Annotated in this window: 21 protein-coding genes and 2 pseudogenes; 8 read left to right on the top strand and 15 right to left on the bottom strand. The window is 65.1% G+C overall.

Annotated features, from left to right (window positions below; all coding sequences use genetic code 11):
- Positions 1-3: 3 nt before the first annotated feature.
- The 12 genes and pseudogenes from IPN92_19530 to dusA all read right to left on the bottom strand — a co-directional run bounded on the left by IPN92_19530 (position 4) and on the right by dusA (position 13,611).
- Positions 4-1,695 (bottom strand): hypothetical protein, encoded by a 1,692-nt coding sequence (locus IPN92_19530; protein ID MBK8640365.1) that lies wholly within the window; start codon positions 1,693-1,695, stop codon positions 4-6.
- Positions 1,696-1,707: 12 nt separating this feature from the next.
- On the bottom strand, positions 1,708-3,063 hold the full coding sequence (locus IPN92_19525) for a DUF1887 family protein (GenBank protein MBK8640364.1): 1,356 nt from the start codon (positions 3,061-3,063) through the stop codon (positions 1,708-1,710).
- 178 nt (positions 3,064-3,241) lie between these two features.
- The gene (locus IPN92_19520; GenBank protein MBK8640363.1) at positions 3,242-4,090 is read right to left on the bottom strand and encodes a TIGR02584 family CRISPR-associated protein; all 849 of its coding nucleotides are present in this window, start codon (positions 4,088-4,090) and stop codon (positions 3,242-3,244) included.
- Entirely contained in the window at positions 3,994-4,425 is a 432-nt protein-coding gene (locus IPN92_19515; GenBank protein ID MBK8640362.1) for a TIGR02584 family CRISPR-associated protein, read from the bottom strand. The genes IPN92_19520 and IPN92_19515 overlap by 97 nt, the downstream gene beginning before the upstream one ends.
- A gap of 627 nt (positions 4,426-5,052) precedes the next feature.
- Positions 5,053-6,012 (bottom strand): CRISPR system precrRNA processing endoribonuclease RAMP protein Cas6, encoded by a 960-nt coding sequence (gene cas6 / locus IPN92_19510; GenBank protein ID MBK8640361.1) that lies wholly within the window; start codon positions 6,010-6,012, stop codon positions 5,053-5,055.
- Positions 6,013-6,133: 121 nt separating this feature from the next.
- Positions 6,134-6,439, bottom strand: coding sequence for a hypothetical protein (locus IPN92_19505; GenBank protein ID MBK8640360.1), 306 nt, complete (start codon positions 6,437-6,439; stop codon positions 6,134-6,136).
- A 102-nt stretch (positions 6,440-6,541) separates the two neighbouring features.
- A pseudogene (locus IPN92_19500) lies at positions 6,542-7,246 on the bottom strand (c-type cytochrome).
- A gap of 215 nt (positions 7,247-7,461) precedes the next feature.
- Positions 7,462-9,282, bottom strand: coding sequence for an AMP-binding protein (locus IPN92_19495; GenBank protein MBK8640359.1), 1,821 nt, complete (start codon positions 9,280-9,282; stop codon positions 7,462-7,464).
- Positions 9,279-10,328 (bottom strand): succinylglutamate desuccinylase/aspartoacylase family protein, encoded by a 1,050-nt coding sequence (locus IPN92_19490; protein ID MBK8640358.1) that lies wholly within the window; start codon positions 10,326-10,328, stop codon positions 9,279-9,281. Before IPN92_19490 ends, IPN92_19495 begins: the two co-directional genes overlap by 4 nt.
- A gap of 32 nt (positions 10,329-10,360) precedes the next feature.
- Entirely contained in the window at positions 10,361-11,779 is a 1,419-nt protein-coding gene (locus IPN92_19485; protein MBK8640357.1) for a glutamate--cysteine ligase, read from the bottom strand.
- Positions 11,776-12,447, bottom strand: coding sequence for a nucleotidyltransferase family protein (locus tag IPN92_19480; protein MBK8640356.1), 672 nt, complete (start codon positions 12,445-12,447; stop codon positions 11,776-11,778). The genes IPN92_19485 and IPN92_19480 overlap by 4 nt, the downstream gene beginning before the upstream one ends.
- Positions 12,448-12,579: 132 nt before the next feature.
- Positions 12,580-13,611: a tRNA dihydrouridine(20/20a) synthase DusA gene (dusA, locus tag IPN92_19475; protein ID MBK8640355.1), complete on the bottom strand. Its 1,032-nt coding sequence runs from the start codon at positions 13,609-13,611 to the stop codon at positions 12,580-12,582.
- Between the two features lie 126 nt (positions 13,612-13,737).
- Between dusA and IPN92_19470 the strand changes: the two genes are divergently transcribed.
- Complete coding sequence (locus IPN92_19470; GenBank protein ID MBK8640354.1) at positions 13,738-14,415, top strand: DUF599 domain-containing protein; 678 nt, start codon at positions 13,738-13,740, stop codon at positions 14,413-14,415.
- Positions 14,416-14,487: 72 nt separating this feature from the next.
- Here the strand turns inward: IPN92_19470 and IPN92_19465 are convergent, their stop codons facing one another.
- From IPN92_19465 to IPN92_19455, 3 genes and pseudogenes are all read right to left on the bottom strand, one after another.
- Positions 14,488-15,402 carry a peptidylprolyl isomerase gene (locus IPN92_19465; protein ID MBK8640353.1) on the bottom strand — a complete coding sequence of 305 codons (915 nt, stop codon included), beginning with the start codon at positions 15,400-15,402 and terminating at the stop codon, positions 14,488-14,490.
- A 50-nt stretch (positions 15,403-15,452) separates the two neighbouring features.
- On the bottom strand, positions 15,453-15,755 hold the full coding sequence (locus IPN92_19460; protein MBK8640352.1) for a YciI family protein: 303 nt from the start codon (positions 15,753-15,755) through the stop codon (positions 15,453-15,455).
- A 4-nt stretch (positions 15,756-15,759) separates the two neighbouring features.
- Positions 15,760-16,435, bottom strand: a pseudogene (locus tag IPN92_19455) (septation protein A).
- Positions 16,436-16,724: 289 nt separating this feature from the next.
- On the opposite strand from IPN92_19455, the gene IPN92_19450 reads away from it, so the two are divergent.
- The 7 genes from IPN92_19450 (at position 16,725) to IPN92_19420 (ending at position 23,787) form a co-directional block, all read left to right on the top strand.
- Positions 16,725-17,558, top strand: coding sequence for a PHP domain-containing protein (locus IPN92_19450; protein ID MBK8640351.1), 834 nt, complete (start codon positions 16,725-16,727; stop codon positions 17,556-17,558).
- Between the two features lie 36 nt (positions 17,559-17,594).
- Positions 17,595-18,221, top strand: coding sequence for a threonylcarbamoyl-AMP synthase (locus tag IPN92_19445; protein MBK8640350.1), 627 nt, complete (start codon positions 17,595-17,597; stop codon positions 18,219-18,221).
- 214 nt (positions 18,222-18,435) lie between these two features.
- Positions 18,436-21,324 (top strand): sulfite dehydrogenase subunit SoeA, encoded by a 2,889-nt coding sequence (gene soeA / locus IPN92_19440; protein MBK8640349.1) that lies wholly within the window; start codon positions 18,436-18,438, stop codon positions 21,322-21,324.
- Positions 21,325-21,398: 74 nt separating this feature from the next.
- The gene (locus IPN92_19435; protein ID MBK8640348.1) at positions 21,399-22,121 is read left to right on the top strand and encodes a 4Fe-4S dicluster domain-containing protein; all 723 of its coding nucleotides are present in this window, start codon (positions 21,399-21,401) and stop codon (positions 22,119-22,121) included.
- Between the two features lie 54 nt (positions 22,122-22,175).
- The gene (locus tag IPN92_19430; protein MBK8640347.1) at positions 22,176-23,156 is read left to right on the top strand and encodes a dimethyl sulfoxide reductase anchor subunit; all 981 of its coding nucleotides are present in this window, start codon (positions 22,176-22,178) and stop codon (positions 23,154-23,156) included.
- 64 nt (positions 23,157-23,220) lie between these two features.
- Complete coding sequence (locus tag IPN92_19425; GenBank protein MBK8640346.1) at positions 23,221-23,493, top strand: DUF2281 domain-containing protein; 273 nt, start codon at positions 23,221-23,223, stop codon at positions 23,491-23,493.
- Positions 23,494-23,514: 21 nt separating this feature from the next.
- Positions 23,515-23,787 carry a BrnT family toxin gene (locus IPN92_19420; GenBank protein ID MBK8640345.1) on the top strand — a complete coding sequence of 91 codons (273 nt, stop codon included), beginning with the start codon at positions 23,515-23,517 and terminating at the stop codon, positions 23,785-23,787.
- The last annotated feature ends 705 nt before the right edge of the window (positions 23,788-24,492 follow it).

Genomic DNA, 24,492 nt, shown 5'->3' with positions numbered 1-24,492 from the left:
TCCTTAGGCCAGAGGGATGAAGCGGTCAAAGAGTTCGATGGCGTCGAAATAGCCGCAACGCCTGCTGTCCCAGCCGTCCCTGGCCCAATTACCACGGGCATCGATCAGCGCGGGCAATTCGGCACCGTCCAGGTAGCGGGCGCGCAACCATTGCACGGCCTCCGGCCCGCCACGCAGCGCGTCGCGCATGGCCTTGACCTTGTTGCGGCGGTCCATCCAGCTCTCGCCCTGAAAGACATCGATGGCGCTGCGCACGGTGGGCCAGCCGCGCCCGGTGTCGCGCGGGTTGGGTCGAACGGTGACCGGTCGCAGCAGGAGCGTCTCCCGACCCTGACTGAAGGTCACGCCATATTCCCGTTCGCGCAGTTCGGCGAGCGTGCCGCCGGGGCTGGATGATGCAAAGTGCCAGTCCAGACAGCCGGTGATGAGTTCCCGTTCCCGCCGGTAGGCCTTGGCCGAGATGCAGAGCTCTTCCGCCAGCCCGTAGGCGCGCGCGAAGGGCCGAGAAGACTTGCCGATGGCCACCCCGGCGCTGGCGCTGATGGGCCCGCCGCGACCCGGCAGGTTGTCGGTATGGCCAGCGAAGGCATCGAGTCCATAGGCGGCGAGGTCAAGGCCAATACGCCCGTCTGCGACCAGCGTGATGTCATCCCCGCCATAGACCAGCGGGCGCAGGGGCAGGAACCAGCGTCCAGTGCGATCGTCATCGCTGCCGGTCTCCGCCGCCAGCCGGAATCCCAGTTCCGATAGCTCGGGGTCCGGGTGGCGGATCCAGGGCACGCCTTTGTCCCAGATCACGGCGCCCTTAACCCGAGCGACGATGTCCCGCAGTGTGCGTTCGCCGGCCTGGTTGACCGCCACCGAGAAGTCCCGCAGGGCGCGGATGCCGGCCCAGGCGTCCGCGGCTGTCTTTGCGACGGTGCGCAGCCGTCGGCCCATGCCGTCGCCGTCTGCATGGACGACGGCCAGATAGCTGTGCTCACCCTTGGTGGCCCCGAGGTCGGCGAAGTCCCGTGGGAATGTGAACTCGCCCATGTCAATGCCGATGGCCGACGCCAGGCGAGCCTCGACCGGACTGGGTTTGTCCTCGACCACGGCGAGCTTGGCGAGAATCTCGGCCGAGACCGGCCGGCGGTCCGCGCTGCCGTCCTGGGCGTGCAACACATGCTCGGCAACGGCTGGATTGCCGGTGGAGCGGCAGGCCTGGGTCACACCGAGCCCGCCCAAGGGCGCCCGGCGGGGTCTGCCCTGCTTGGTTTTCGCAAGCGCTGCGAAGAGTTCATCGAGGGCGACCGCGAAACCACTAGCGGAGGGCGAAAAGGGGTGGACGGCACAGACTAGTTCGAGGCCGGGGGCTTCGGTCAGCAGCCGCAGTGACAGGGTGCGTTCAAACCGCCGGGCTAGGTCCGTGTTGCCAAAGAGCCCCAGAAAATTCCCGCCGCCGTTGTAGATGACCTCGATACCCTGGGCACACGCTGCCCCCTGGTCGCGCAGGGACCAGTCCGGGTCGAGTTCGAACTGGCCCTGGCCCGCACGGACGTTGCAGTGCGCCCCCGTAAGGGCCAGTACCGCCTGCCGGGCCCAGGGGCCGGTGGCCTGATCGACCAAATAGGACGCGCCAATGTTCTCACGCAGTCGGTTGCTGCCGAAGATGTAGGGCTGGATGCCGGTGATGTCGGCGATGAGCAGTTCCATAGGGTCAATACCTCAGGCGTGCTGGATCCAATCGGCCAAAGAGCCTTTCAGTTGAGCGAGTTGCGGTTGTCCGAAGACCCGGATCTTGCCCTTCAGGTCGAATTCACCCTCCAGTTCCGCCTGGATGCGCTCGGGCTTTTCGGCGCAGCAGACCAGCGCGGTGCGCGCTTCGTCACCGCCCATCTGTCGGGCGCGGATGGATGCCTCGAACAACTTTTGCTTCAGAATCCCCTCGCCCGTGCTATCGGTGGTGCAGGAGATGGCGAAGAGCCGGTAGCCGCGGATGGCGATCACGTCGATCTCGAATTCCTTCGACTGCTCCAACCGAATGGGCTCTAGGTTCATCACCAGGTCATGCAGCCTAAGGTGCGCCGCCTGGTCTTGGAGCAGTTTAAACACGGCGGACTCTAACCATAGCCCCTCCAGCCATTCGCAATACCCCTTTGCCGACGGGAACCCGAGCCCGGTCGCGATGCCACCAAGGTTCGCGACAGGCAGGCAATTGGCGGCAGTGAGCAGGGCGGATTGGGATGTGGTGAAATGAGTGAAACCCGGCGGCGGCTGATCGAGCTGGGCAGCAGCAAGCTGTGTGGAATTTAGGTGCTTGCCAATGGGCACCTTGATTCGGTGCCAGCCCTTATCCGGGTCGTCCGCGAGTTGACCGGGGTATGGGATGAACTTAGGGCGGCGCGTGGTCGGCTTCAGCTTTTCGTTGATCCAACTTTCCCAGTCCGTATGGCCCAGTTCCGCGTGGTCTTGCAGCAGGGCTAACGCCAGATCGGGGCAGATTGGCTCAAGCACCGGTGGTTTCGCTACCTTCAGACCGTGCAGCTTGAGCAGATCTTCAAGGGAGAGCCGGATATCTTGGGGAATTGGCCGTTCGGTCTGGGCCAAACCGAGGGTTGGTTGGGGGTCCGCGACCAAGCACAGCGCATCCGGGTTCAGGTAAGAGGCATGAAACGCCACCTGATGCCGTTCGGCGCTCGCCTGGACCGCGCTGTGGGCATGGACCGTCATGGTCTTGGTACCCCCGGTGTAGTGTAGATGGACGACGCGTTGCCTGCCGCTCCAGAACGCCGTAACGGCCCAAACCTTGTTGCAATGGTCGTTCACCTTCTCGTGGATCGCGGCGGGTCGATATTCATCCCCCTTAGTGCGCAGTGCGACGAGCTCAAGGCGTGCCGGGTCGCGGTTATGGTGATCTACCAGCCAGTTCTTCAGGCGCCCGGCAACCTCCCCGGAGTCCCAGGAATTCAGCAGGCTGAGGTGCGTCTGGTCGTCGGACAAGCAAAGCGCGGCGATCGCATTTGGGACTGGGTTGCTCCCGATCAGCAAGACTAGGTGGGGAACAGGGGTGATCTCTGGCATCGGGTGTGCTCCTTAACTTGTTGTCCTAGAGTAGCTGGTGGGAGTGGGCTTGGCGGCGGGCGACTGGGAACCTGTAGATAGATAGGTCGTCATTTGCTCAGTCCTCGTTCAAGGTTTGTCAAGATTGCACACAGCCCTGGGCTACCCGTTTTCAAAAACCCCCGCAGCGCTCCCGAACTCATCGAAGCCGCTCCCCGATAAGCCGAATCTGCCCGCGAGCCACCCGCAACCCAAACCCACCAGGTCTCCGCTCTCCCGTCAGATTCTGCACCGCATAAGCCTCCGCCAAAGGCCCGACGGCCTGCTCCAACGCCTTGCGGATGGCGCTCTTGCGCTGGTGAAAGAACTGGTAGGTCATGGCCCCCAGGGCCTTCATGTCCTGGCCAACCCCCTCCCGCAGATCGGTCTCCCGCGCCTGGACCAGGAACTCGGCGTAGTACCCGGCATAAAGGTCCCCCTCGCCGGGCTTCCAGCTCTTGGGGTCCTTACCGGGGATGCGTACTGGGCCGGCCCCGGCACGGGCGCGGGCGGCGAGCCAGCCGTAGAAGGCGAGGTCGGCGGTACCCAGGGGGACGAAGCTCCCCTCGCCCAGCAGCAGCCCGCCACGGCGGTAGTTCACGGTCACGGCGGCTGGCTGCAAGGCCCCCTGGAGGGCCTCCACCACCTCGGTGAAGCGTGCCGCGCCGTTTTCCAGGCCCTTGAAGCGCCCGGGCAGGCTGTTGCGTAGCCGCACAAAGGGGATGTCCGCCAGTGTGACCACGGCGTCCTTGGCGTCGAACCAGCGCTTGAGGGGCTCGACGTAGAGCCGCCGGCTATTGGGACTGGGGTAGAAAAACTCGCGGTTGGTCTCGTAGGGGGGCGGGACCAGGACATGGGACAGCCGGTCCTGGGCGCGGCCGAACAGGGTGAGGGCATTGCCGAGGTAGTAGGTCATGGTCTTGCGCCCACCGGCCAGCGAGACGTGCAGGGCCGAGCCGTCCTCGTCGGCGGTGAGGTCGCGGACCAGTCGGTGATCAGGTCGGCGCAGGCGCGGTGTTCGTCCTCGGTGCGGATGTCGGCGACGGGCTGCCCGTCGGCATCGCGGATGGTGTGGATGTGGCTGGCGTCGAAGGCGATGCCGGTCAGGCCATAGTCGGCGCAGAGGCGATGGAACCAGCCCTCGTTGGGGTCGAGCAGGGCGAGATTGGCGTCCTGAGCCCCCTCGGCAGTGGTGATCAGGTGGACCTGGGTGGGGACGAAGGGGTTGGGGCGCTGGGTCAGGGCGTAGAGGGTCTCTGTGACCACCTGGGGCGTGCGTCCCGTGACCATCAGCAGGATGCGATGGGGGTATTGCTCCGGTGTGCTGGGGTGGGGGTTGGTCATGGGGAGTGTCCTTAGGCATCCGTTGGCGCGGGCGAACCGGGCTTTCCCTAGCTCCTTGGCGGCCTCAATATCCCTGGCGCCTCCGGTTCGACGCCACTATGCCCCAGGGGCTGTGCCCTGGGGTCCTTCGACAAGCTTGTGCTGCTGCGCGGGACGGCGGCTTGACCCTGGCCGGGCCGATGTGGCACACCGTTGCGGCTGGCGGGATCTGGTCTGGGCCTGGTGCCGGCATGGTGTGCGTCCTCGCTGGGGTATTCGCCCCTCTTGTTTTTGTTCGGCCGATGGTAACCCCTGGCGGGGTGATTGGAAACAGGCGACTGCGGGTCTTGGGATACGGCGGCTGGGTGGGGTCGGGATAGCGCCTGAGTCCGATGGTTCGGTGGCCAGGGGACGCCCGATCCGGGCGGTTCGGATCATAGGCTGTCGAACAGGCTGCTGGAATGGGTCTGGGCCGCGAGGAACGGGACATGCCGGAGGACGAAACCTTGGCGTGTGTCAGGTCGTTCCCTCTCCTCGGCCACTGCTCCAGGCGCGGCTCTACCTCCTGCCTCCCCAGAGTCGCCAACCCCTCTCCCGCAAGCGGGAGAGGGGTTTTTGGGACACACTTGCTAGCGGGCGCGGGGCTGTTCAAGCTGCCTGCTTGTACGTCTGCGTACCGCGGCTCGGCAGGGTCAGGCCATAGCGCCCATACCCCATGCTAGCTTTCTTGCCGACGTTGAGCCATTGACCCAGGTGGAGATAAGGCCAGAGCGGTTCGATGCCGGTCAGGTCCAGGTCGATGTGGCCGAGCAGCCCGCCGGTGTCGAGGCGTTTGCCTTGGCGGGAGGCGTCCTGGTGGCGAAGGGTCTGGCCCAGCACCCGGACCCCTTCGCTGGCCGCCTTCAGCTCCGGGAAGGGGGCTTCGAGTCTGACGCCGGTGTAGAAGTACTGGAGCAGGCTGATCCGCCGCACTATGGCCATGAGCAGGTGGCCGAGGCTGGTGCCACCGGCCGGTTGCCCGGAGGGCTTGTAGGGGCTGAGGAATACCAGGCGGATGGCGTCCGGGATCGGCGGAGTAGGTGGCGCCTGGGGCGGCAGCATGGTGAGCAGGCGACCCTTGGTCGCGACGGGGTGGGGCGGGGTCCCATCCGGCAGGATCTGGGTGACGTCCTGCAACCAGGCCCGCCCGCGCCCCTTGCCCAGGCCACCCTGTCCGGCCGCCGCCATGGTCTGGATGACCAGCGGGAGCTGGTCGTTGGCGTCCCCCACCAGTGCCATGGAGACGGCGAGGGTCGCGTTGGCGCGCAGGGTCGCGGGATAGGTGCCATCGATCTGGAAGGCGTGGGGGACCGGGATGGTGTCGTAGCGGCGCATCAGTTCCGCGTCAGGTGGGCATGGACCGCTGAACAGGTGGCTGTAGGCGCAGTGATGCAACAGCAGGCAGGCGCGGCATTCGATCCCGGGTAGCACGCAGGCGATCTCGCGCAGGCGCAGGCCGAAGACGCCATGCCAGAACTCGCGCGGGTCTGCGGGGAGGTGCAGATCCTCGCCGGCGAGGTAGCTGAAACGATAAAGCGAGACGGGGAGATTGGGTAGGTTTCTGGACATGGTGGCCTCCTTGACCCGCGGGATTATAACCCGTCGTGACGCCGCGCCGAACCCTGGTGTCGCGGCGGCCGCGGCTGGCGACTGGGTCGCGGTTCGGCGCACCGCCCATATTGCCGATCGGTCAAAGATAACGGGTGCGGCTACGCAGGCTCTCGATGTCAGTCACCGCGTCGCTGAGTGTGGCGCCGTCATCGGCCGTGCCGGTGACCAGGGTCTTGCCCGAGATAGGGATCAGCTTGTCGACCTGAAAGCGACCGCTGGCCCCGCGCAGAAAACACTCCTCGTCGAAATACAATCGGTCCCCGGCGGTTCCGATGGCATCGGACTCGATGGTGTCGAAGCCAATCACCCCGGCGATGTCTGCACGGCTCTCGTTGTCCACCGCCTCGATGGATTGGGTCTCGGGGTTGATCAACAAGGCTTTCATTCGTTCTTACCTCATACAGACTGTGTGTGGGTCCCCGCCAGGCTGGTAAACCCGACCGACGCATCGGTCGGGTTCCGGTGGCGACCCTAGGTCCGCCAGGGTCTAGCCGAAGGGCTTGGGCGGCGGGGTCTTGTCGGTGGACGGTGGCAGGATCGGCATCAGGAACGCCGGCTGATCGCCGGTCAGGGTTTTGAGGAAGGCGACGATCTTGGCGTTCTCCTCGGTTGTGAACTTCTTGCCCAGTTGCAGTCGGCCCATGATGTCCACCGCTTCGGTCAGGGTCTGGGCCGCGCCGTCATGGAAGTAGGGATAGGTCATCTCGACATTGCGCAGGGTCGGTACCTTGAACTTGAAGCGGTCGGCATCCTTACCCGTCACCCCGGCCATGCCCTCGGCGGTGCTTTGGGTCTGGTAGGGCTCCACGACACCCATCTTCTGGAAGGAGTTGCCGCCCACGGCCTCGCCATTGTGGCACGCGACGCAGCCGCTGTTCTTGAAGAGTTTATAGCCTTCGGCCTCGCTGGCGGTCAGGGCGTCCTTCTCGCCCAGCAGCCAGCGGTCGAACCGCGAGTTGGGGGTGACCAGGGTCTTCTCGAACTCGGCGATGGCCTGGGTGACCTCGTCGATGGTGATCTTGTCAGTGCCGAAGACCTGCTTGAATTCAGTGACATAGGCGGGAATCGATTGCAGCACGTCGATAGTCAGGGTGTGGGAAGCCGCCATTTCGCCCGGGTTGGCGATGGAACCGCCGGCCTGGGCTTTGAGGTCGGCCGCCCGACTGTCCCAGAACTGGGCCACGTTGAGACTCCCCGGCCTATCGCGGAGGGCCGGGTGGGGGCTGGCGGGGGTGTCGACAGCAGGGATGCTGTCGTCAAGCCTACAGGGACGTATTCACGGCGTCCCCCGCCAGACACTACCCGGCCCGGAACACCGAAAACCCGGGTGTGTTGGGTATATCTATTGGCCAGGGGGCAACTTCAGTTCAAGCTGGTCCAGGGAGCTTTACCTCTGACCTTCTGAGTTCAAGTCCCGGACTCATAAAGGCGCAAAATTTCCGCACGATACTGTTCGATCACCCGGTTGCGCCTGAATTTCAGGGTCGGTGTCATGAGCCCGTTATCGATGGTCCAGGGATCGAGCAGGAGCAGGACGCGGCGGATCTTGGCATAGCTGGGAAAGTCGCCGAGGGCGTCCCGCACGCGTTTGAGCATGGCCTTGTGCAGCAGGGGGTTGGCCAGGCTGTCCCTGGAGTCCGGATCCAGGCCAAACTCCCGGGCGAGGAGCGGCCAGGCCTGCGCATCCAGGACGAGCAAGGCGGCCAGGAAGGGGTGGCCCTCGCCGACGATCATGACCTGTTCAAAGAGGGGGTCCAGCCCGATCGCCATTTCCATGTCCGCCGGCGACACCTTCTCGCCATTGGACAGCACCATAATGTCCTTAATGCGACCGGTGATATAAAGGTGCTGGCCGGCGATGCGGGCCTGATCCCCGGTGTGCAGCCAGCCATCGGCGTCCAGCACCGCGGCGGTGGCCTCGGGGTTATTCCAGTAGCCCAGCATGACGCCGGGACCCCTGACCTGCAGTTCGCTGTCGGCGCCCAGCCGGACCTCCATGCCCGGCAGAGGCACGCCGACACTATCCAGATAATTGTTTTCGAGTGGGTTTACGGCAATGACCGGGCTCGTCTCCGTGAGTCCATAACCCTGGATAAGCGGGAGGCCCAGCCCGACGAGGAGGTGGGCGACCTCGAAGGGCAGGGGGGCGCCACCACTGACCGCGGCGCGCATCCGCCCCCCGAACTTGTCGAGCACGGGCTGGCTGAAGACGCGCCTCAGCAGTGGCCACAGCAGGAGCAGGGGGTGCCAGTGGCCGCGCCCCTGCCGGTGCTCGAAATCACGCCAACCCGCCGCGACGGTCAAGGCAAACAGGCGTCTAATGAGGGCCGGGCGGTGGCTTAGCTGAGCGCCGATACGGGCATGAACCCGTTCGAACACCCGGGGCACGGCAATGATGACGCTGGGGGCGATGGTCTGCATGTCCTCGCCCAACTGTGACACCGAGCGGGCATAGGCTACGGTACTCCCCGCTATCATCGGCAGAATATAGCTGCCGGTGCGCTCCAGCATGTGCGACAGGGGGAGGAAGGACAGGAAGACGTCTTCCTCATAGACCTTGACCAGGGCGAGAATGGCCTGGGCATTGCTGAGGATATTGCGGTGGCTCAGCATGACCCCCTTGGACCGCCCCGTGGTTCCGGAGGTATAAACGATACTGGCCAGGCCCTGGGGGTCCGCGGGACGCCATGGCCCGTCAGGGCCGCTCCCGGGCAGCCAGTCGGGAACGCTGGCGAGGCGCGGGTTCTCCGCCGCGAGTCGCCGCGACTCCTCGCTGCCATCCAGCAGCAAGACTCGCCCCGGTGTCCTGGCGGTGCCGATCATGGGCGCCAGTCGCTTCCAGCGGTTGGCATCCTGCATGAGCAGGAGTTTGACGCCGGCGTCCCGCAGGATCTCGGCGGCGTTGTCGGCCCGGTCGTCGGTGTAGAGGGGCACCGTGACCAGGCCCAGGGACAGGGCGGCCTGGTCAAAAATTACCCATTCAGGGCAGTTGCGCAATTGCAGGGCGACGCGATCGCCGGGCTGCAGCCCCTCGCCCCCGAGGGCCTGTCGCCACCGCGCCACCTCGTGCCCCATCTCGGCCCAGGTCATTTGCCGCCAGCCGTCCAGGGCGCGATCGAACCAGCGGTAGGCGTCGCGCAGGGGTGAGCGCCGGACCCGCTCCCGGAAAATGCTATCTAACGTCGCCCACTCATCGACGGGAATCGGATCCAGTGACCAAGTTTTCATTGGGATAACCTCCGGGGGTGCGGTACCAGGTCGTGATAGGGTGCCATCAGGTAGCAGAGGCAATCCTGGCGGATAATGGTTTCGTCCCGGGTGAGCATGGTGGGCATGGTCGCCCGGGATAGGCGTAATTCGCCGTCCTCGATATGGAAATAGCGCGCCGTCACATCGCCCCCCCCGGCATCGCGCACCCGGAGGGGAACCTCCCGGCCCTGGGTCATCACCCGGCCAAAGCTCGTGCCGGGGGCGAGTTCGCAAAAGTTCAAGCCTTCCAGATCCGGCGCCAGGATGAGATCGGCTTGCCCTGGCCCATAGGTGAAGCTGTGGTCATCCCGCACCTGGACCTGGGCGACGGTGTGGTAGAGGTCGATGTCCTGGGGGACGACCGGGTGCCCGGGTAGGTCGGAGAGGTGCAGGCAGGCATCGATGTATTCCCGGGCGTGGCTTACCCCGTGTTTGTCACCCACCTTGCCGCACTCTAGGGTTACCGCTGGGCAGAGGGCGCCCAGGGCGGTGGCCTGGACGCCTTTGGTGTGGAGTATGTAAATCAGGGTCCGGCTGAAGAGGGCGGCCAGGTGCAGGGAGCGAGCGTCAAGCTGGGTGACGCAGCCGTAGTGGGGGTTGATGCCGGTGGTGTTGTGGAGGTCGATGCTGGCAAAGAGGCCCCGGTCGCGCAGGCTGTCCACCACCCGTTGCATGAGGCCGTGCTCCGGGGTGGGGTCCAGGTCACTGCCCGGCCAGACCCGGTTGTAGTCCGGCTGATGGGGCAGGTGGCGTAGCCCCTGGGCGGCGGCCGTGACATTGCCGATGAAGAGGCTCAGGGCACGGGGCAGCCGCGGCTCGCCCCACCGCTCCAGGCGCTGGCGCAAAAGGGCGCGGAGGGCATCCCAGCCGCTGGTTTCGTTACCATGCAGCAAGACCGATATAAAGAGGGCCGGCTGGCGCTTCCCCGGGAGATGGATGAGGGTTGGCCCCCCCAGGTAGGCCTCCAGACCGCGGCTGTCCTGGTCCAGGAGGCCTTCCGGCAGTTCATAACGTTCTGTAAGCATGATGGGGCATAACGCCGATTGAATTGAACAAGCTACAGGGTCCAGTCGTGGACGGGTAGGCCGCTTTGCTGGCGCTCCAGATAGGCGCCCGTGAGGGCGGTCATATCCGGTCCATGGCGGGCGATGTAGGCCCGTTGCCACTCCGCCCCCGTCTGGCCGGTACGTACCCGGCCCTCCAGGATGCCGAGCCAGAGGGCTATTTCCTCGGGGTCGAACCCAAGATGTCGAAGGCCCCAGCGCGCCCGTGGCAGCAGGTCGCGGGCGATAATCTCACGGGCCGTGGCGACGCGGCCACCCAACCACTGGAGCCGGGCCTTGAGGCCCTGTTGCGCGGCACGATAGAAGTTGGCGCGGGCCACCCGGCAGGGCAGGGACCTTTCCGGGGGTTGGGGCTCCTGGAGCAGGGACTGGATGACGCCGAAATAGAGGGCGGCGTTGGCGACGACATCCAGGATGGTCGGGCCCGCCGATAGGGGCCGGTGCTCGATGCGCAGATGGGGGGTGCCGTCCGGGTCGAAACCCACCACGGGGCGATTCCAGCGCCAGATAGAGCCATTGTGCAGCCGCAGATGCGCCAGGCTTTCGACCGGTTCATCAAGGAGTTCGGGCAGGTAAACGGGAAAGTCACGCAGGTTGGCCTGAAAGCACTCCAGCATCGAGCCTTCGGCATAACGAGTGCCGAAAGAGGTGCGGTCCGATCGGCTTGACCAGGTCACCGAGGTGGTCTGCTCATAAACCGGGATCCGGGTCTCGCGCCAGAGGTCCAGGCCGAAGAGATAGGGTGAATTGGCGCTCACCGCCACCAGGGGGGCGGAGATGATCCTGGACAGATTATAGGCCCGCGCGGACTCCGCGGGCGAAACCTTGAGGTGGATTTGAAAGGAGGTCGTGGTGGCCGTGGCCATGACGTCATGGCGGGTTATCGCCAGGCGGTCCTGGCCCTGGATCTGGAGTTGCAGTGGCTGGCCCTGATGCTGGGCGATGATCTGGGCATTGAGAATGGGGAAGCGGTTGGAGGGCGTCATGTTGGCCATGACCAGATCCGCCTCGCGCAGGGTCGGGAGGATGCCGATCATCACCAGGCGCGCCCCCAGGGCAGTGCCGACGGCCTGGGCCCCCGCCCAGGTGGTCGCCAATTCCGCGGCCATCTGGCTGAGGGACCGGCCCAGGAGCGCTTGGGGCTGGCCATTGATCTCCAGGTTGAAGGTGGCCACTTCGTGAATGACCTGGGGGTCGCCGAGGCGCGCCAATAGCTCCCCGGCGCAGGGCCGTGGCCGTAGGTCCGGACCCACCAGCCAGCCTTCCAGCTCATAGCCCCCCGTCTTGGGTCCGGAGGCCAGGACGCCCTCGGCTATCCAGGTCGCCAGCAGCTCCGTCTCCGCCCGCAGGCGCGCCCTAAACTCCATCAGGTCGGCGGGGGTGAAATGAGCCGTCCCGATTTCTTGACTCATGGTCGCCAGTGATTTCTCACGCCGGCATCCAGGGCCATCAACCGCTCCGGGGTGCCGATGTCGAGCCAGATGCCGGCATGATGCTCGCCCGTCACGAGTGAGCGAGCCATGGCGGTGCGCAGCAGGGGCGCCAGGGGGAAGGCACCCGGTTGGCAGTCCCGAAAGAGGTCGGGGTGATAAAGGCCGATGCCGCTGAAGGTCAGGCGGGGGTCGCCCTGAACCTGGACCAGGCCGTCGGCGAGGGCGAAGTCACCCAGAGGGTGGTGGGCTGGGTTGTCCACCAGCACCAGATGCGCGAGCTTGCCGGTTTCCAGTCGCGGGCGCGCGAAATCCATATCGGTCCAAACGTCGCCATTGACGACCAGAAAGGGGCGGGGGCCCAGATAGGGTAGGGCGCGAAAGATGCCGCCACCCGTCTCCAGGGCCGGTACCTCGGGGGAATACTGGATGTGGACGCCCCAGCGGGCGCCATCGCCCAGGGCAGTGGTGAGCTGTTCCCCCAAATGGCCAAGATTGATGACCAGCTCGCGATAACCGGCGGCGGCCAGCCGTTCGATATGGTGAAGGATCAGCGGTTTGCCGCCGGCTTCCAATAAGGGTTTGGGCACCCAGTCCGTGAGGGGGCGCATGCGCTCGCCGCGGCCGGCGGCCAGGATCATCGCTTTCATCGTGTTGGCGACATCGGATTGGTAGGGATGAAGAGGGGCGCGGGGCAGGTCGTCACCCGCTGGCTGACCCGAATTGTAGCGCGCTTCAGGCGAGAATCAGAAAGATACCGGCGACCATGAGACCGCCGGGGGTCAAGCCGAGGCGCCGCGGGCGGGCGGCTCGCTGGCCAGGGTCTCTCGCCAAGGCGGCATCGCCCTGCGCAATAAGTCCGGGTTGGCGCCCGGGAGATGGACGTTTTCGCTCAGGGTCCGTCGCCAGTGTTTGGCGCCGGGCTTGCCTTGGAAGAGGTCGAGGATATGGCGCGTCATGGCCTGGAGCGGGACCCCCAACCGCATTTCGCGCTCCACATAGGGCATGAAGGCCTCCAATACCTGGTGGCGATCCGGGATGGGGTGGTGATCGCCGAAGAGGTCCCGGTCCGCGGTTGCCAGCAACCAGGGGTTCTGATAAACGCCGCGCCCGATCATGACCCCATCGATCGGGTCCAGTAAGCCCCGGGCCTGGTCCAGGTCGCGGATGCCGCCATTGATGATCATGGGCAGGCTTGGGAAATCCGCCTTGAGCTGTTGCACCCAGTCATACCGCAAGGGGGGAACTTCGCGATTTTCCTTGGGGCTGAGACCCTTGAGCCAGGCCTTGCGGGCATGGACGATGAGGGCATCGACCCCGGCCGCTACCAGGGCCGCCGTGAAGGCGTGCAGTTCCGGGTAACTGTCCCGGTCATCGATGCCGAGCCGGGTCTTGACCGTTACGGGCACCCGCACCGCCGCCTTCATGGCCGCCACGCAGTCCGCTACCAGGGCCGGCTCCGCCATCAGGCAGGCCCCAAAACGCCCGTTCTGGACCCGGTCGGAGGGACAGCCGATATTCAGGTTGATTTCGTCATAGCCCCAGTCCTCCCCCAGCCGCGCGCAGGCCGCCAACTCTTTTGGATTGCTGCCCCCCAGTTGCAGGGCCACCGGATGCTCGACGGGATCGAAGTCCAGATGGCGGTGGCAATCCCCATGGACGAGGGCGCCGGTGGTCACCATCTCCGAGTAGAGGCGGACGTGGCGGCTGATCAAACGGAGGAAGAACCGACAGCGGCGATCGGTCCAGTCCAGCATCGGCGCCACGGACAGGCGCCAGATGCCGGGATTCAAGGGTGTTACCTCGCACGACATGCTGCCGTCTCCTTATTCCCATCGTTATTTGCATATCGCGGCATAACGGCTGTCGCGACCCACCTCATGGCCCCGCTGTTCGTTATACTTATTCGCCAATGTCCTGCACCATTGCTCCAACTCTTCATGGCCTTTGAATTTTCCTCCGAACTGTTTCTCTCCTCTAGCTGGTATCTGGTCGCCGACCTGTTGGGGATGTTGCTGTTATTGGCCTACCATCAGCGTCTGGGTTGGGTGTACCGCCGGCACCCGGAGCGCACCAGCCGTGGCCGGGCGGACCGGTTGCGCCGGGCCTGGGTCGAGGCGGTGCGGGCCAAGAATGGCGATATCCTGGCTATCCAGACCTTGCGCAATTGGGTGATGACGGCCTCGGTCTTTGCCTCCACCACCATCATGATCGGGCTCGGTTTGGTCGCCGCCTCTTTCCAGGGGCTCAATATGGCCAATCTATCCAATGCCGTCAGCTTTCTTCCCATGGGCGGGGACCTGGCCCGGACCAAGCTCCTGATCCTGGCGACCCTCTTTTTCAGCGCCTTCCTGCGCTTCGTCATCGCCCTGCGCTTCTATAATCAGACGGGGTTTCTCATCAATCTGCCCGCGACCATCTTTACCGGGGTGGCCGAGGACGAAATCGCCGAGACCCTCAATAGCGCCGCTGGGCACTACAATCGTGGCAGCCGGATCTTCTTGCTGACCATTCCCTTCGTCCTCTGGCTGGTGGGGCCGGACTGGTTCCTCCTCGGCGTCATCATTACCCTCTTCTCGCTCCGCCGTTTTGATTACATCCTCGGGTCCAAGGACTGAGTTCAGGCGACCGCTAAAAAAAGGAGGGCGCCCGCGGGCGCCCTGAGTGGCCGTTCAGGACTTCAAGGCCCCTTATTTGGCTTTTGGCTGTGCCTCGGGCTGAGCCTCTACCGGCGTTTGCTTGATGAGTTCGGGGTTGAGGTCAACCTTAGCCTTTTCCTGCAGTTCGCCAATGTACTTGGTCAGGCCTTCGCGCTGGAGGGCGGCGACGATCTCGGGCTTGACGCTCTCCAGGGTCGGGGGCTCCATCTTGCGGGTCTCTTCCAGTAGGATGACGTGCCAGCCGAACTGGGTCTGGACCGGCGTCTTGGTATAGGCGCCGGGCTTCATGGTGACGATCACTTCAGAGAAGGCCGGCACCATCTGGTTGGCGTCAAACCAGCCCAGATCGCCGCCATTCTTGCCGGTGGGACCATCGGAATGGGCCTTGGCCAGCTCCTCGAATTTTTTGCCGCCGTCCAGTTCCTTGATGACCTTCTTGGCCTCATCCTCTTCCTTCACCAGGATATGACGCGCCTTGTATTCCAGGCGATCCATCTTGGCGACCTGCTCGTCGTAGATCTTCTTGATGTCCGTATCGGAGGGGTGAATGGTCGAGGCGGTCTGTTCGAGGACCAGGCGGGACAGGAGCTGCATCTTTTGCAGTTCCAGGGCATAGCCCAACTCGGGATTGTTCTCCAGGCCCCGGGTCTTGGCATCCTGGGCCGTGACGATGATATTCACGAATTCGTTGAAGGCCAGGTTCTGGAACTCGGGGGTGTTTTCGGCCTTGGACGCGCGCAGGCGCTCGGCATAGAAGAGGCGGAAGAGGCCGAGGGAGAATTGCTGGCCGTTGACGGTGGCGATGGTGGTGTCACTGGGCGGCTCGGCCTGGGCCGCGGCGGCCTCTTGGGCGGGGGCAGCGGGCACCTTGACCTCTTCGGCGGCAAAGACTTGGGTGGTCAGCAGGGCGGACAGGCAGGCAATGTGCAGCAGGCGCTTGTTCATGCGATTTTTCTAACTCCTGGAGGTGATGATGAAGGGTGACTAAATCCGATTCAGGTCGGGAATACCTTACGGAAGGGTTTGACCTGGACCGCCCCATAAATGCCCGCCAGGGCATAGGGGTCGTCCGCCGCCCAGGCTTGGGCAGTTTCAAGGTCGGAAAATTCAGCAACGATCAGAGACCCGCTGAAGCCGGCCTCGCCGGGGTCTGCGCAGTCGATGGCGGGGTGGGGCCCGGCCAGGATCAGGCGGCCCTGGTCCTGGAGGGCATGCAGCCGCTCCAGGTGGGCCGGGCGAGCGGTCAGGCGGGCCGGCAGGCTGCCGGGCTTATCGGTGGCGATAATGGCGTAGAGCATGGGATCAGGCCTCGGGGACTTCCGCTGGTTGACGGATATGGCGTGCCAGGTAGAAGCCCTGGGCAATGACAAAGGCGACTGTCATGCCCAACATGCCAAAGAGTTTGAAGTTAACCCAGGTGTCTTCCCGCGCCTGGGCGTCCTGACACTGGGCCAGCAGGCTGCCCTGGAACTGGAACTGGTCCGCAGGTGGCCAGGTTGATGTCCGTCAAGCCGGCGGCGGCCATCAGGGCCTGCTGGGCGACGTAAAACCCGCTGTAGTCATAGACCACATAGAGGTTAGCCGCGCCGGAGAGGAAGAAGAAGATCACCCAGAGCAGGTTCAGGCGGGGCCAGATCGCCGCCGACAGCTCAATGGCGTGAGACATCATGCGCTCGATCACCGTCTTGCCCCCGATGAAGTGGCTGCCAAGGAAGACCGCAGCGAACAGCCAGTTGACTAGGGTCGGTTTCCACATGACGAAGATGGGGTCGTGCAAGGCCAGGGTCATGCCGCCAAAGACTACCAGTAGGGCCAGGGTCGCAAGATGCATCTTTTCGACCTTGCGGTGTCGCCACCAGGCCCAGCCAACCTGGAGGGCGGCGGCGGCGATGGCCACGCCCGTGGCGACATAGATGCCCGCCAGCTTGTAGGCGATGAAGAAAAGTAGGATAGGGAAGAAGTCGATCAGTAATTTCATGTTTTGGCTATTGTTTGGGTACCCGTGGGGGTGGGTTCGCGACGGCGGCCGTCCTGGTGGCAGTCCCTGGGGCGAGTCGGATCTATCAAGCTCTTCTTCGATAGGAGAGGATATCCCTTGGTTCCTGGGTCTAACGAAAAAATCCCCGATATCCCTGCTCGGAATCTTCCTTGAGGTGATGATCTCGCGAATAGTTTACCAGCCGTAGGGGCTTGAGTCTTCAGGCATGGCATTCGGGGGGCGTCCAAGCGCATCGCGGAGTAGCTGAAAATTAGAGTAACATTCGGACATGGGCAGCCCTTATGACCTCCACACCCACTCCACCGCCTCCGATGGCACCCTGACGCCAACGGAGTTGGTGGCCCGTGCGGCCCAGGTAGGCATCCAGGTGCTGGCACTGACCGATCACGATACACTCAATGGTATCGCCGAGGCCCAGGCCGCCGCCGCCAAACGGGGTTTGAACCTGATCCCCGGCGTCGAGATCTCGGTTACCTGGAGCGGGCGCACGATCCATATACTGGGACTGGGGCTGGACCCCTCGACTCCCGCACTGAATGCCGGCCTGCTCGGGGTGCGCGAATATCGCAACTGGCGGGCCAAGGAAATCGGCCTGCGCCTGGCCGCCAAGGGCATCGAGGGGGCCTATGCGGGTGCCCTGGCCCTGGCGGCCGATGAGCGTTTTGTGGGTCGCACCCATTTTGCCCGCTTCCTGGTCCAGCAGGGTTACGCCGCCACGGTGCGCGAGGTCTTCAAGCGCTACCTGGTCAAGGGCAAGCCTGGCCATGTGACAGGCGATTGGGCCTCCCTGGAGGAGGCTCTGGGCTGGATTCGGGAGGCGGGTGGCCAGGCCGTCATCGCCCACCCGGCGCGTTACAGTCTCACGGGCTTCAAGATGCGCCACTTGATCGGCGAGTTCCGCGAGTTGGGGGGGGTCGGCATCGAGGTGATTTCCGGAAGTCATAGCCGGGACGAGGCTTGTCTCTATGCCCAACGGGCGCGCGATTTTTCCTTGCTCGCCTCCGCTGGCAGTGATTATCACGGACCCGAGCACCCCTATATGGAGCTAGGCCGCCTGCCCAATCTGCCGCCCAGCTGCGCGCCCATCTGGGCGGATTGGTGACCGGCCTACCCAAGGAGACCCAGGAGCAATCCGTCCATGGCCCAATTCTTCGACATCCATCCCGATAATCCCCAGCCGCGGCTCATCCGCCGGGCGGTGGATATCCTGCTGGAAGGCGGTGTCATCATTTACCCCACGGACTCTTCCTATGCCCTGGGTTGCCAGATTGGCGAGAAGGACGCCATGGAGCGGATCCGCCGCATCCGCCATCTGGATGACAAGCACAATTTCACCCTGGTCTGCCGTGACCTCTCCGAGATCACCACCTACGCCAAGATCGATAATCAGGCCTTCCGCCTGCTCAAAAGCATGACCCCAGGGGCCTATACCTTCATCTTCGAGGGCACTAAGCAGGTACCGCGGCGCCTCATGCACCCCCGGCGCAAGACTATCGGCATCCGGGTGCCGGACAACGTGATCTGCCGGGAACTCCTGGGTGCCCTGGACCAGCCCATCCTGAGTACCACTCTCATGCTCCCCGGCGATGACCAGCCCCTCACCGATCCCTACGAAATGCGCGACCTGCTGGGCCATCAGGTGGACCTCATCATCGATGGCGGCTTTTGCGGTCTGGAGCCTACCACCCTGGTCGATTTGAGTGGGGATGTGGCTCTAGTGACCAGGCTGGGCAAGGGCGATCCCAGCCTCTTCGAGGAGCAGTAATCGGGCGGCCGAGTCCTCAAACAGGGTTGCCGCCCCGCCCCGGACCGCAGGGAGTCCTGTCCGGTCGCGGAAAAGGGCACCCCGCCGACATTGATCTCGATCAGTAAAGGCTTGTGAGCCATCTACTCCTCGCGGGGTTCGGATTGCTTATCAGCAATCGATAATATTAGAATCGATCCTATTCCCCCCGCCCCCCGCCGACACAGGTCTCGCCATGCAGGAACCTATTCCCGATCGCGCCATTGGCCGCGCCGAGGTCAAGGAGACCACCTGTTACATGTGCGCCTGCCGCTGCGGCATCCGCGTCCAGCTGCGCGACGGCGAGGTGCGTTACATCGAAGGCAACCCCGACCACCCCCTCAACCAGGGCGTCATCTGCGCCAAGGGTTCCTCGGGGATCATGAAGCAGTATTCCCCGGCACGCCTCACCCAGCCCCTGCGCCGCCGCCCCGGCGCCATGCGCGGCGCCGCCGACTTCGAGCCCATCTCCTGGGAGGAGGCCTTCACCCTCCTCACCGAGCGCCTGGCCCACCTGCGCGCCACCGACCCCAAGCAATTCGCCCTTTTTACCGGTCGCGACCAGATGCAGGCCCTCACCGGCCTGTTCGCCAAGCAGTTCGGCACCCCCAACTACGCCGCCCACGGCGGCTTCTGTTCCGTCAACCTGGCGGCGGGGCTTATCTACACCATCGGCGGTTCCTTCTGGGAGTTTGGCGGCCCCGACCTCGACCGCGCCAAGCTGTTCGTCATGATCGGCACCGCCGAGGACCACCACTCCAACCCCCTCAAGATCGCTATTGGCAACTTCAAGCGCAAGGGCGGCAAGTTCATTTCCATCAACCCCATCCGCACCGGCTACTCGGCGGTGGCCGACGAGTGGGTCCCCATCAAGCCTGGTACCGACGGCGCCCTGCTGCTGGCCATCATCCACGAGATCCTCAAGCTCGGCCTTTACGACCGCGACTTTCTCATCCAGTACACCAACGCCGCGGAGCTGGTCATCGACGACCCCAGCCGCGACGATCACGGCCTCTTCCAGCGCTTCGAGATGCGCTACGAAGAGGGCTGTTTCGACCCCGAGAACAAGCTGTGGTGGGACCCCGCCATCGGCGCCGTCGGCACTCATACTCCCGGGGCCGAGCCGCGCCTGCTGGGCAGCTACCAACTGGAGGACGGCACCCCGGTCAAGCCCGCCTTCCAACTGCTGATGGAGCGGGTCGCCGACTACACTCCCGAGTGGGCCGCTGGCATCACCGGCATTCCCGCCGCCACCATCCGCCGCCTGGCCCACGAGATGGGCGTCACCGCCCGCGACCAGCAGATCGAGCTGCCCATCCCCTGGACCGACTGCTGGGACAACGAGCACGCCACCGTGACCGGCAATCCGGTGGCCTTTCACGCCATGCGCGGCCTGGCCGCCCACTCCAACGGCTTCCACACCATCCGCGCCCTGGGCATTCTCATGACCATCCTGGGCACCATCGACCGGCCCGGCGGCTTTCGGCACCGCGCCCCCTATCCGCGCCCTATCCCGCCCTGTCCCAAGCCGCCCAAGGGTCCGGAGTGCGTCCAGCCCGACAGCCCCCTGGACGGCATGCCCCTGGGCTGGCCGGCCCGGCCCGAGGACCTGTTCGTCGACGCCGCCGGCGAGCCGCTGCGCATCGACAAGGCCTTCTCCTGGGAGCACCCCCTGGCGGTGCATGGCCTGATGCACAACGTCATCACCAACGCCTGGCGCGGCGACCCCTATCCCCTCGACACCCTGCTCCTGTTCATGGCCAACATGGCCTGGAACTCCAGCATGAACACGGTGGGGGTGCGCCAGATGCTGGCCGACAAGGACGGGGAGGGCAACTACAAGATCCCCTTCCTGGTGGTGTGCGACACCTTCGCCTCCGAGACCGTCGCCTTCGCCGACCTGGTGCTGCCGGACACCAGCTACCTAGAGCGTCACGACGTCTTCTCCCTGCTCGACCGGCCCATCTCCGAGTTCGACGGCCCGGTCGATGCGGTGCGCATCCCGGTGGTGCCGCCCAAGGGCGAGTGCCGGCCCTTCCAGGAGGTGCTCATCGAACTGGGCACCCGGCTGAAGCTGCCGGCCTTCGTCACCCCGAGCGGCGCCCGGCGTTTCCGCGACTATCCCGACTTCATCATCAACTACGAGACCTCCCCCGGCTCCGGCATCGGCTTCCTGTCCGGCTGGCGCGGCCAGGGCGGCGAGAAGTTCCTCAAGGGCGAGCCCAACCCCCGCCAGTGGGAGATGTACGCCCAGCACCACTGCGTATATCACCACGAGCTGCCCAAGTCCTACCAGTACATGCGCAACTGGAACAAGGGCTATCTGCACTGGGCGCGCGCCCATGGCCTGATCCGCTACGCCGACCCCATCGGCCTCAACCTCTACTCCGAGGTGCTGCAACGCTTCCGCCTCGCCGCCCAGGGCAAGGGTCCCGGCCGCCAGCCCCCGGCGCGCCTGGCCGCCCGCGTCGCCACCTACTGCGACCCGCTGCCCTTCTATTACGAGCCCCTGGAGGCCGGCCTGGTGGATACCCAGCGCTATCCCCTCAACGCCCTCACCCAGCGGCCCATGGCCATGTATCACTCCTGGGACAGCCAGAACGCCTGGCTGCGCCAGATCCACGGCCACAACGTCCTCTTCGTCAACCCCCAGGTTGGCATTGCCAACGGCTTTGGCGACGGCGACTGGATCTGGGTCGAGTCCCCCCAGGGCGCGGTGCGCTGCCAGTGCCGCTTCTCCGAGGCGGTGGAGCCGGGCACGGTCTGGACCTGGAACGCCATCGGCAAGGCGGCGGGCGCCTGGGGGCTGGCCCCGGACGCCGACGAGTCGCGCCGGGGCTTTCTGCTCAATCACCTCATCAGCGAGGAATTGCCCGCCACCAGCGCCGGCGACCACCTGTCCAACGCCGACCCGGTGACCGGCCAGGCGGCCTGGTTCGACGTGCGGGTGCGGGTGCGCAAGGCCGAGCCCGGCGAGCCGGCCGCGACCCTGCCTCAGTTCGCCCCCCAGCGCCGGGTGCCCGGCCAGGGTCGGTCCCCCGGGCGCTGGCTGGCCTACGTCGCCGGGCGCCGCGGCCGCCGCTAGGGTGCCGCCATGACCGCCCCGCGCCGCAACCGGCGCCGCTCTGTTCTGTTCGCCGTCGTCCCGGAGTCTTGCCCATGACCCAGCTCGCCCTGGTCATCGACCTCAATGTCTGCGTCGGCTGCCATGCCTGCGTCACCTCCTGCAAGCAGTGGAACACCTCCGGCTGGGCCGGACCCCTGGCGGACCACAACCCCTACGGCGCCGGTCCCACCGGGACCTTCTTCAACCGGGTGCAGACCTTCGAGATCGGCCGCTTCCCGGCCACCGAGACCCTGCACTTCCCCAAGAGCTGCCTGCACTGCGAGGAGCCGCCCTGCGTGCCGGTCTGTCCCACCGGGGCCTCCTACAAGCGCCCGGACAACGGCGTGGTGCTGGTCGATTACGACAAGTGCATTGGCTGCAAGTACTGCTCCTGGTCCTGCCCCTACGGAGCGCGGGAGTACGACGAGCGGGAACGGGTGATGAAGAAGTGCACCCTCTGTATCGACCGCATCCTGGACCTGACCCTGCCGGAGCGCGAGCGCCAGCCGGCCTGCGTCCTGGCCTGTCCCACCAGCGCCCGCCTGTTCGGCGATGTCCACGACCCCGACTCGGCGGCGGCCATCGCCATCCGCGAGCGCGGTGGCTATGTGCTGATGCCGGAGTGGGGCACTCAGCCAGCCAATCATTATCTGCCCCGGCGCAAGGCGCGGCTGCACATCGACCCCGACGAACTCAAGCGCGTCGATAATCCCCTGCGCCGCGAGGATCTGACCCGTTACACCGGGGAGGAGGCCGTGGACGACGTGGCCTGGTAGCCCCGGCCGCCCTGGTCCGCCGCCGCTCCGTCCCCCCGCCCGAGGAATTCGCCCATGCATCCCGCCCTGTCCGTCCTCTTCCTCACCACCCTCATCGGCGCCGGCCAGGGGCTGTTCCTGGCCCTCTACACCGGCCAGCTCTATGCCCTGGCCCAACTGCTGCCGGCCCAGGGGGCGGGCTTCTACGTCGATGGCAGCGTCCTGGCCCTGGGGCTGCTGGTCGCCGGGCTGGTGGCCTCCTTCTTCCACCTCGGCCGGCCGGAGCGGGCCTGGCGCACCGCCACCCGCTGGCGCAGCTCCTGGCTGTCGCGGGAGGTGATCCTGCTGCCGGCGGTGATGGGCCTGGTGGCCCTCTATGGCCTGACCCACGCCCTCGACCTGACCGCCCGGCCCTGGTTCACCCTGGCCGGCATCCTGCCGGTGGACGCTACCCTGGTGGTGGGCCTGCTCGGTACCCTGGCGACCTTCGCCCTCTACGGGGCCACCGCCATGATCTACGCCAGCGTGCGCTTTCTGCCCGAGTGGCACAGCCCCCTGACGGTGCTCAACTTCACCCTGCTGGGGCTGGCGTCGGGCTTCCTGCTCGCTGCCGCCTACGCCGCCTGGCTGGGCAATGGCCTGGTCAGCTTCTTCGGCTTCTGGGCGGTGATTGCCACCCTGCTGGGGCTGGTGACGCGGGTTGCCAGCCTGCGCCGCCTGGGGCGCATCAAGCCCAAGAGCAGCCTGCCGACCGCCATCGGCGTGCGCCATAGCGCCATCGTCCAGATCGCCCAGGGCGCCACGGCGGGCAGCTTCAACACCCGGGAGTTTTTTCATGGGGCCTCGCCGGCGACCCGGCGCGGGGTGCGGTGGCTGTTTCTGCTGCTGGTGTTTCCGCTGCCGGTGGGGCTGCTGGTGGTGGGGCACCTGACGGCGTCGCGCGGGCTGCCGCTGGTGGCCTTTGGGGTGCAGTATCTGGGGCTGCTGCTGGAACGCTGGTCCTTCTTCGCGGAGGCGAGGCATCCGCAGAATGTCTATTATCAGGGGGTGGCGTGAGGGGGGAGGGCCAGCCTGCTACTATTTAAGCATTGCATCAGCTACCGCTGCGCGAGCCCCTGGTATGTTCACCGCCGCCTCCTTGCCTATCGAAGAGCAGATTGTTGCTACCCTCCGCCGGTTGCCGCCGGCTAGTCGGGCCGAGGTGCTGGATTTTGCGCAATTCCTGAGTCAGCGCCAGCAGCTGGCGCCGGGGCTCCGCCCCTTTGGCCTGTGCGCCGGGGAATTCGTGGTGCCCCAGGATTTCGATGCTCCCTTGCCCGAGGCGGAACTGCGGCTGTTCGAGTCATGGGGCTCCTGCTGGATACCCCTAGCTTCCCCACGGTGGGGAAGGTGACCGAGTGACCGGAAACCGATAGTGAAGCTTGATTGGGACCCCAACAAGGCCGCCGCGAATCTACGCAAACATGGCGTCTCCTTTCAAGAGGCGGCCACCGTTTTTGGTGATCCGATGGCCCTCAGCTTCGATGACCCGGACCACTCCACGGGGGAAAGACGTTTTCTTACCTTTGGCCTCACGAGAACAGAAAAGTGGGTGATCGTATCGCATACGGAAGAGGGCGGTATCACCCGAGTCATCAGCGCGCGCACGATGAATAAGCGAGAAAGGAAAATCTATGAAGAGGGTTAAGCAAACAGACGATGACATGAGACCGGAATATAAACGCGAGGACCTCGGCGTTGGCATCCGGGGGAAATATTATCAATCCTATCTGGAATCCCATAACCTGGTCTTGCTGAGACCTGAAGTCGTCGCGGCGTTTCCGTCGGAAGAGGCGGTTAACGAGGCCCTGCTGTCTTTAATCAGGATCGCGCGAGCGACAACCGACCGCGCCCCTGGACTCGGCAGCGAACGCGCCCCGTAGGTTAGCGGCGAACCCGGGGCCAGGACCGCCAGCGGAAGGCCGGCCACCACTGGCCATGACGGTGAACGCGCGACCTGCCGATGGTATTTGACTCGCGTTTCCCGGAGATAGGCGACTGCTCAAGCGGGAGCTGGGATTGATCCGGGTGGCGACAGGGCCTTCAGCCTGAGCCTATCGGGGTACTGACGGGGGTCCAGCATCGGGTAGGGCTTGCCGATCTTTTCAGTGCTGTGTTTCATCCGGGCCCCCCCGGCCTGGCCGTGGGACTCCTACCTCCTTGAAGGACGATGGTTACATCCGAAGCGCCCGGCGCCTCCGTGGAAATGGGGATAGGTTACTTTGACAGTTGGGTCGGCGGTGCTTGCAGGACCTCTACCAGGAGCAGATGGGTTCTGAAATACTAATGAGATTCAGTAAGCTATAGCAGCCGGCCCGCCAAGTATCGGTAATTCGCTCTACAAGTGGCGGGG

It is taken from the genome of Chromatiaceae bacterium (genome assembly GCA_016714645.1).
GTDB lineage: Bacteria > Pseudomonadota > Gammaproteobacteria > Chromatiales > Chromatiaceae > M0108.
Note: the sequence above shows the minus strand (reverse complement) of the source record. Positions and strands in the feature narration are given on the sequence as shown.

Excerpts from the sequence above, each read along its gene's own strand:
- IPN92_19530 (MBK8640365.1), bottom strand. The coding sequence starts at position 1,695 with ATGGAACTGCTCATCGCCGACATCACCGGCATCCAGCCCTACATCTTC.
- IPN92_19525 (MBK8640364.1), bottom strand. The coding sequence starts at position 3,063 with ATGCCAGAGATCACCCCTGTTCCCCACCTAGTCTTGCTGATCGGGAGC.
- IPN92_19515 (MBK8640362.1), bottom strand. The coding sequence starts at position 4,425 with ATGACCAACCCCCACCCCAGCACACCGGAGCAATACCCCCATCGCATC.
- cas6 (MBK8640361.1), bottom strand. The coding sequence starts at position 6,012 with ATGTCCAGAAACCTACCCAATCTCCCCGTCTCGCTTTATCGTTTCAGC.
- IPN92_19505 (MBK8640360.1), bottom strand. The coding sequence starts at position 6,439 with ATGAAAGCCTTGTTGATCAACCCCGAGACCCAATCCATCGAGGCGGTG.
- IPN92_19495 (MBK8640359.1), bottom strand. The coding sequence starts at position 9,282 with ATGAAAACTTGGTCACTGGATCCGATTCCCGTCGATGAGTGGGCGACG.
- IPN92_19490 (MBK8640358.1), bottom strand. The coding sequence starts at position 10,328 with ATGCTTACAGAACGTTATGAACTGCCGGAAGGCCTCCTGGACCAGGAC.
- IPN92_19485 (MBK8640357.1), bottom strand. The coding sequence starts at position 11,779 with ATGAGTCAAGAAATCGGGACGGCTCATTTCACCCCCGCCGACCTGATG.
- IPN92_19480 (MBK8640356.1), bottom strand. The coding sequence starts at position 12,447 with ATGAAAGCGATGATCCTGGCCGCCGGCCGCGGCGAGCGCATGCGCCCC.
- dusA (MBK8640355.1), bottom strand. The coding sequence starts at position 13,611 with ATGTCGTGCGAGGTAACACCCTTGAATCCCGGCATCTGGCGCCTGTCC.
- IPN92_19470 (MBK8640354.1), top strand. The coding sequence starts at position 13,738 with ATGGCCTTTGAATTTTCCTCCGAACTGTTTCTCTCCTCTAGCTGGTAT.
- IPN92_19465 (MBK8640353.1), bottom strand. The coding sequence starts at position 15,402 with ATGAACAAGCGCCTGCTGCACATTGCCTGCCTGTCCGCCCTGCTGACC.
- IPN92_19460 (MBK8640352.1), bottom strand. The coding sequence starts at position 15,755 with ATGCTCTACGCCATTATCGCCACCGATAAGCCCGGCAGCCTGCCGGCC.
- IPN92_19450 (MBK8640351.1), top strand. The coding sequence starts at position 16,725 with ATGGGCAGCCCTTATGACCTCCACACCCACTCCACCGCCTCCGATGGC.
- IPN92_19445 (MBK8640350.1), top strand. The coding sequence starts at position 17,595 with ATGGCCCAATTCTTCGACATCCATCCCGATAATCCCCAGCCGCGGCTC.
- soeA (MBK8640349.1), top strand. The coding sequence starts at position 18,436 with ATGCAGGAACCTATTCCCGATCGCGCCATTGGCCGCGCCGAGGTCAAG.
- IPN92_19435 (MBK8640348.1), top strand. The coding sequence starts at position 21,399 with ATGACCCAGCTCGCCCTGGTCATCGACCTCAATGTCTGCGTCGGCTGC.
- IPN92_19430 (MBK8640347.1), top strand. The coding sequence starts at position 22,176 with ATGCATCCCGCCCTGTCCGTCCTCTTCCTCACCACCCTCATCGGCGCC.
- IPN92_19425 (MBK8640346.1), top strand. The coding sequence starts at position 23,221 with ATGTTCACCGCCGCCTCCTTGCCTATCGAAGAGCAGATTGTTGCTACC.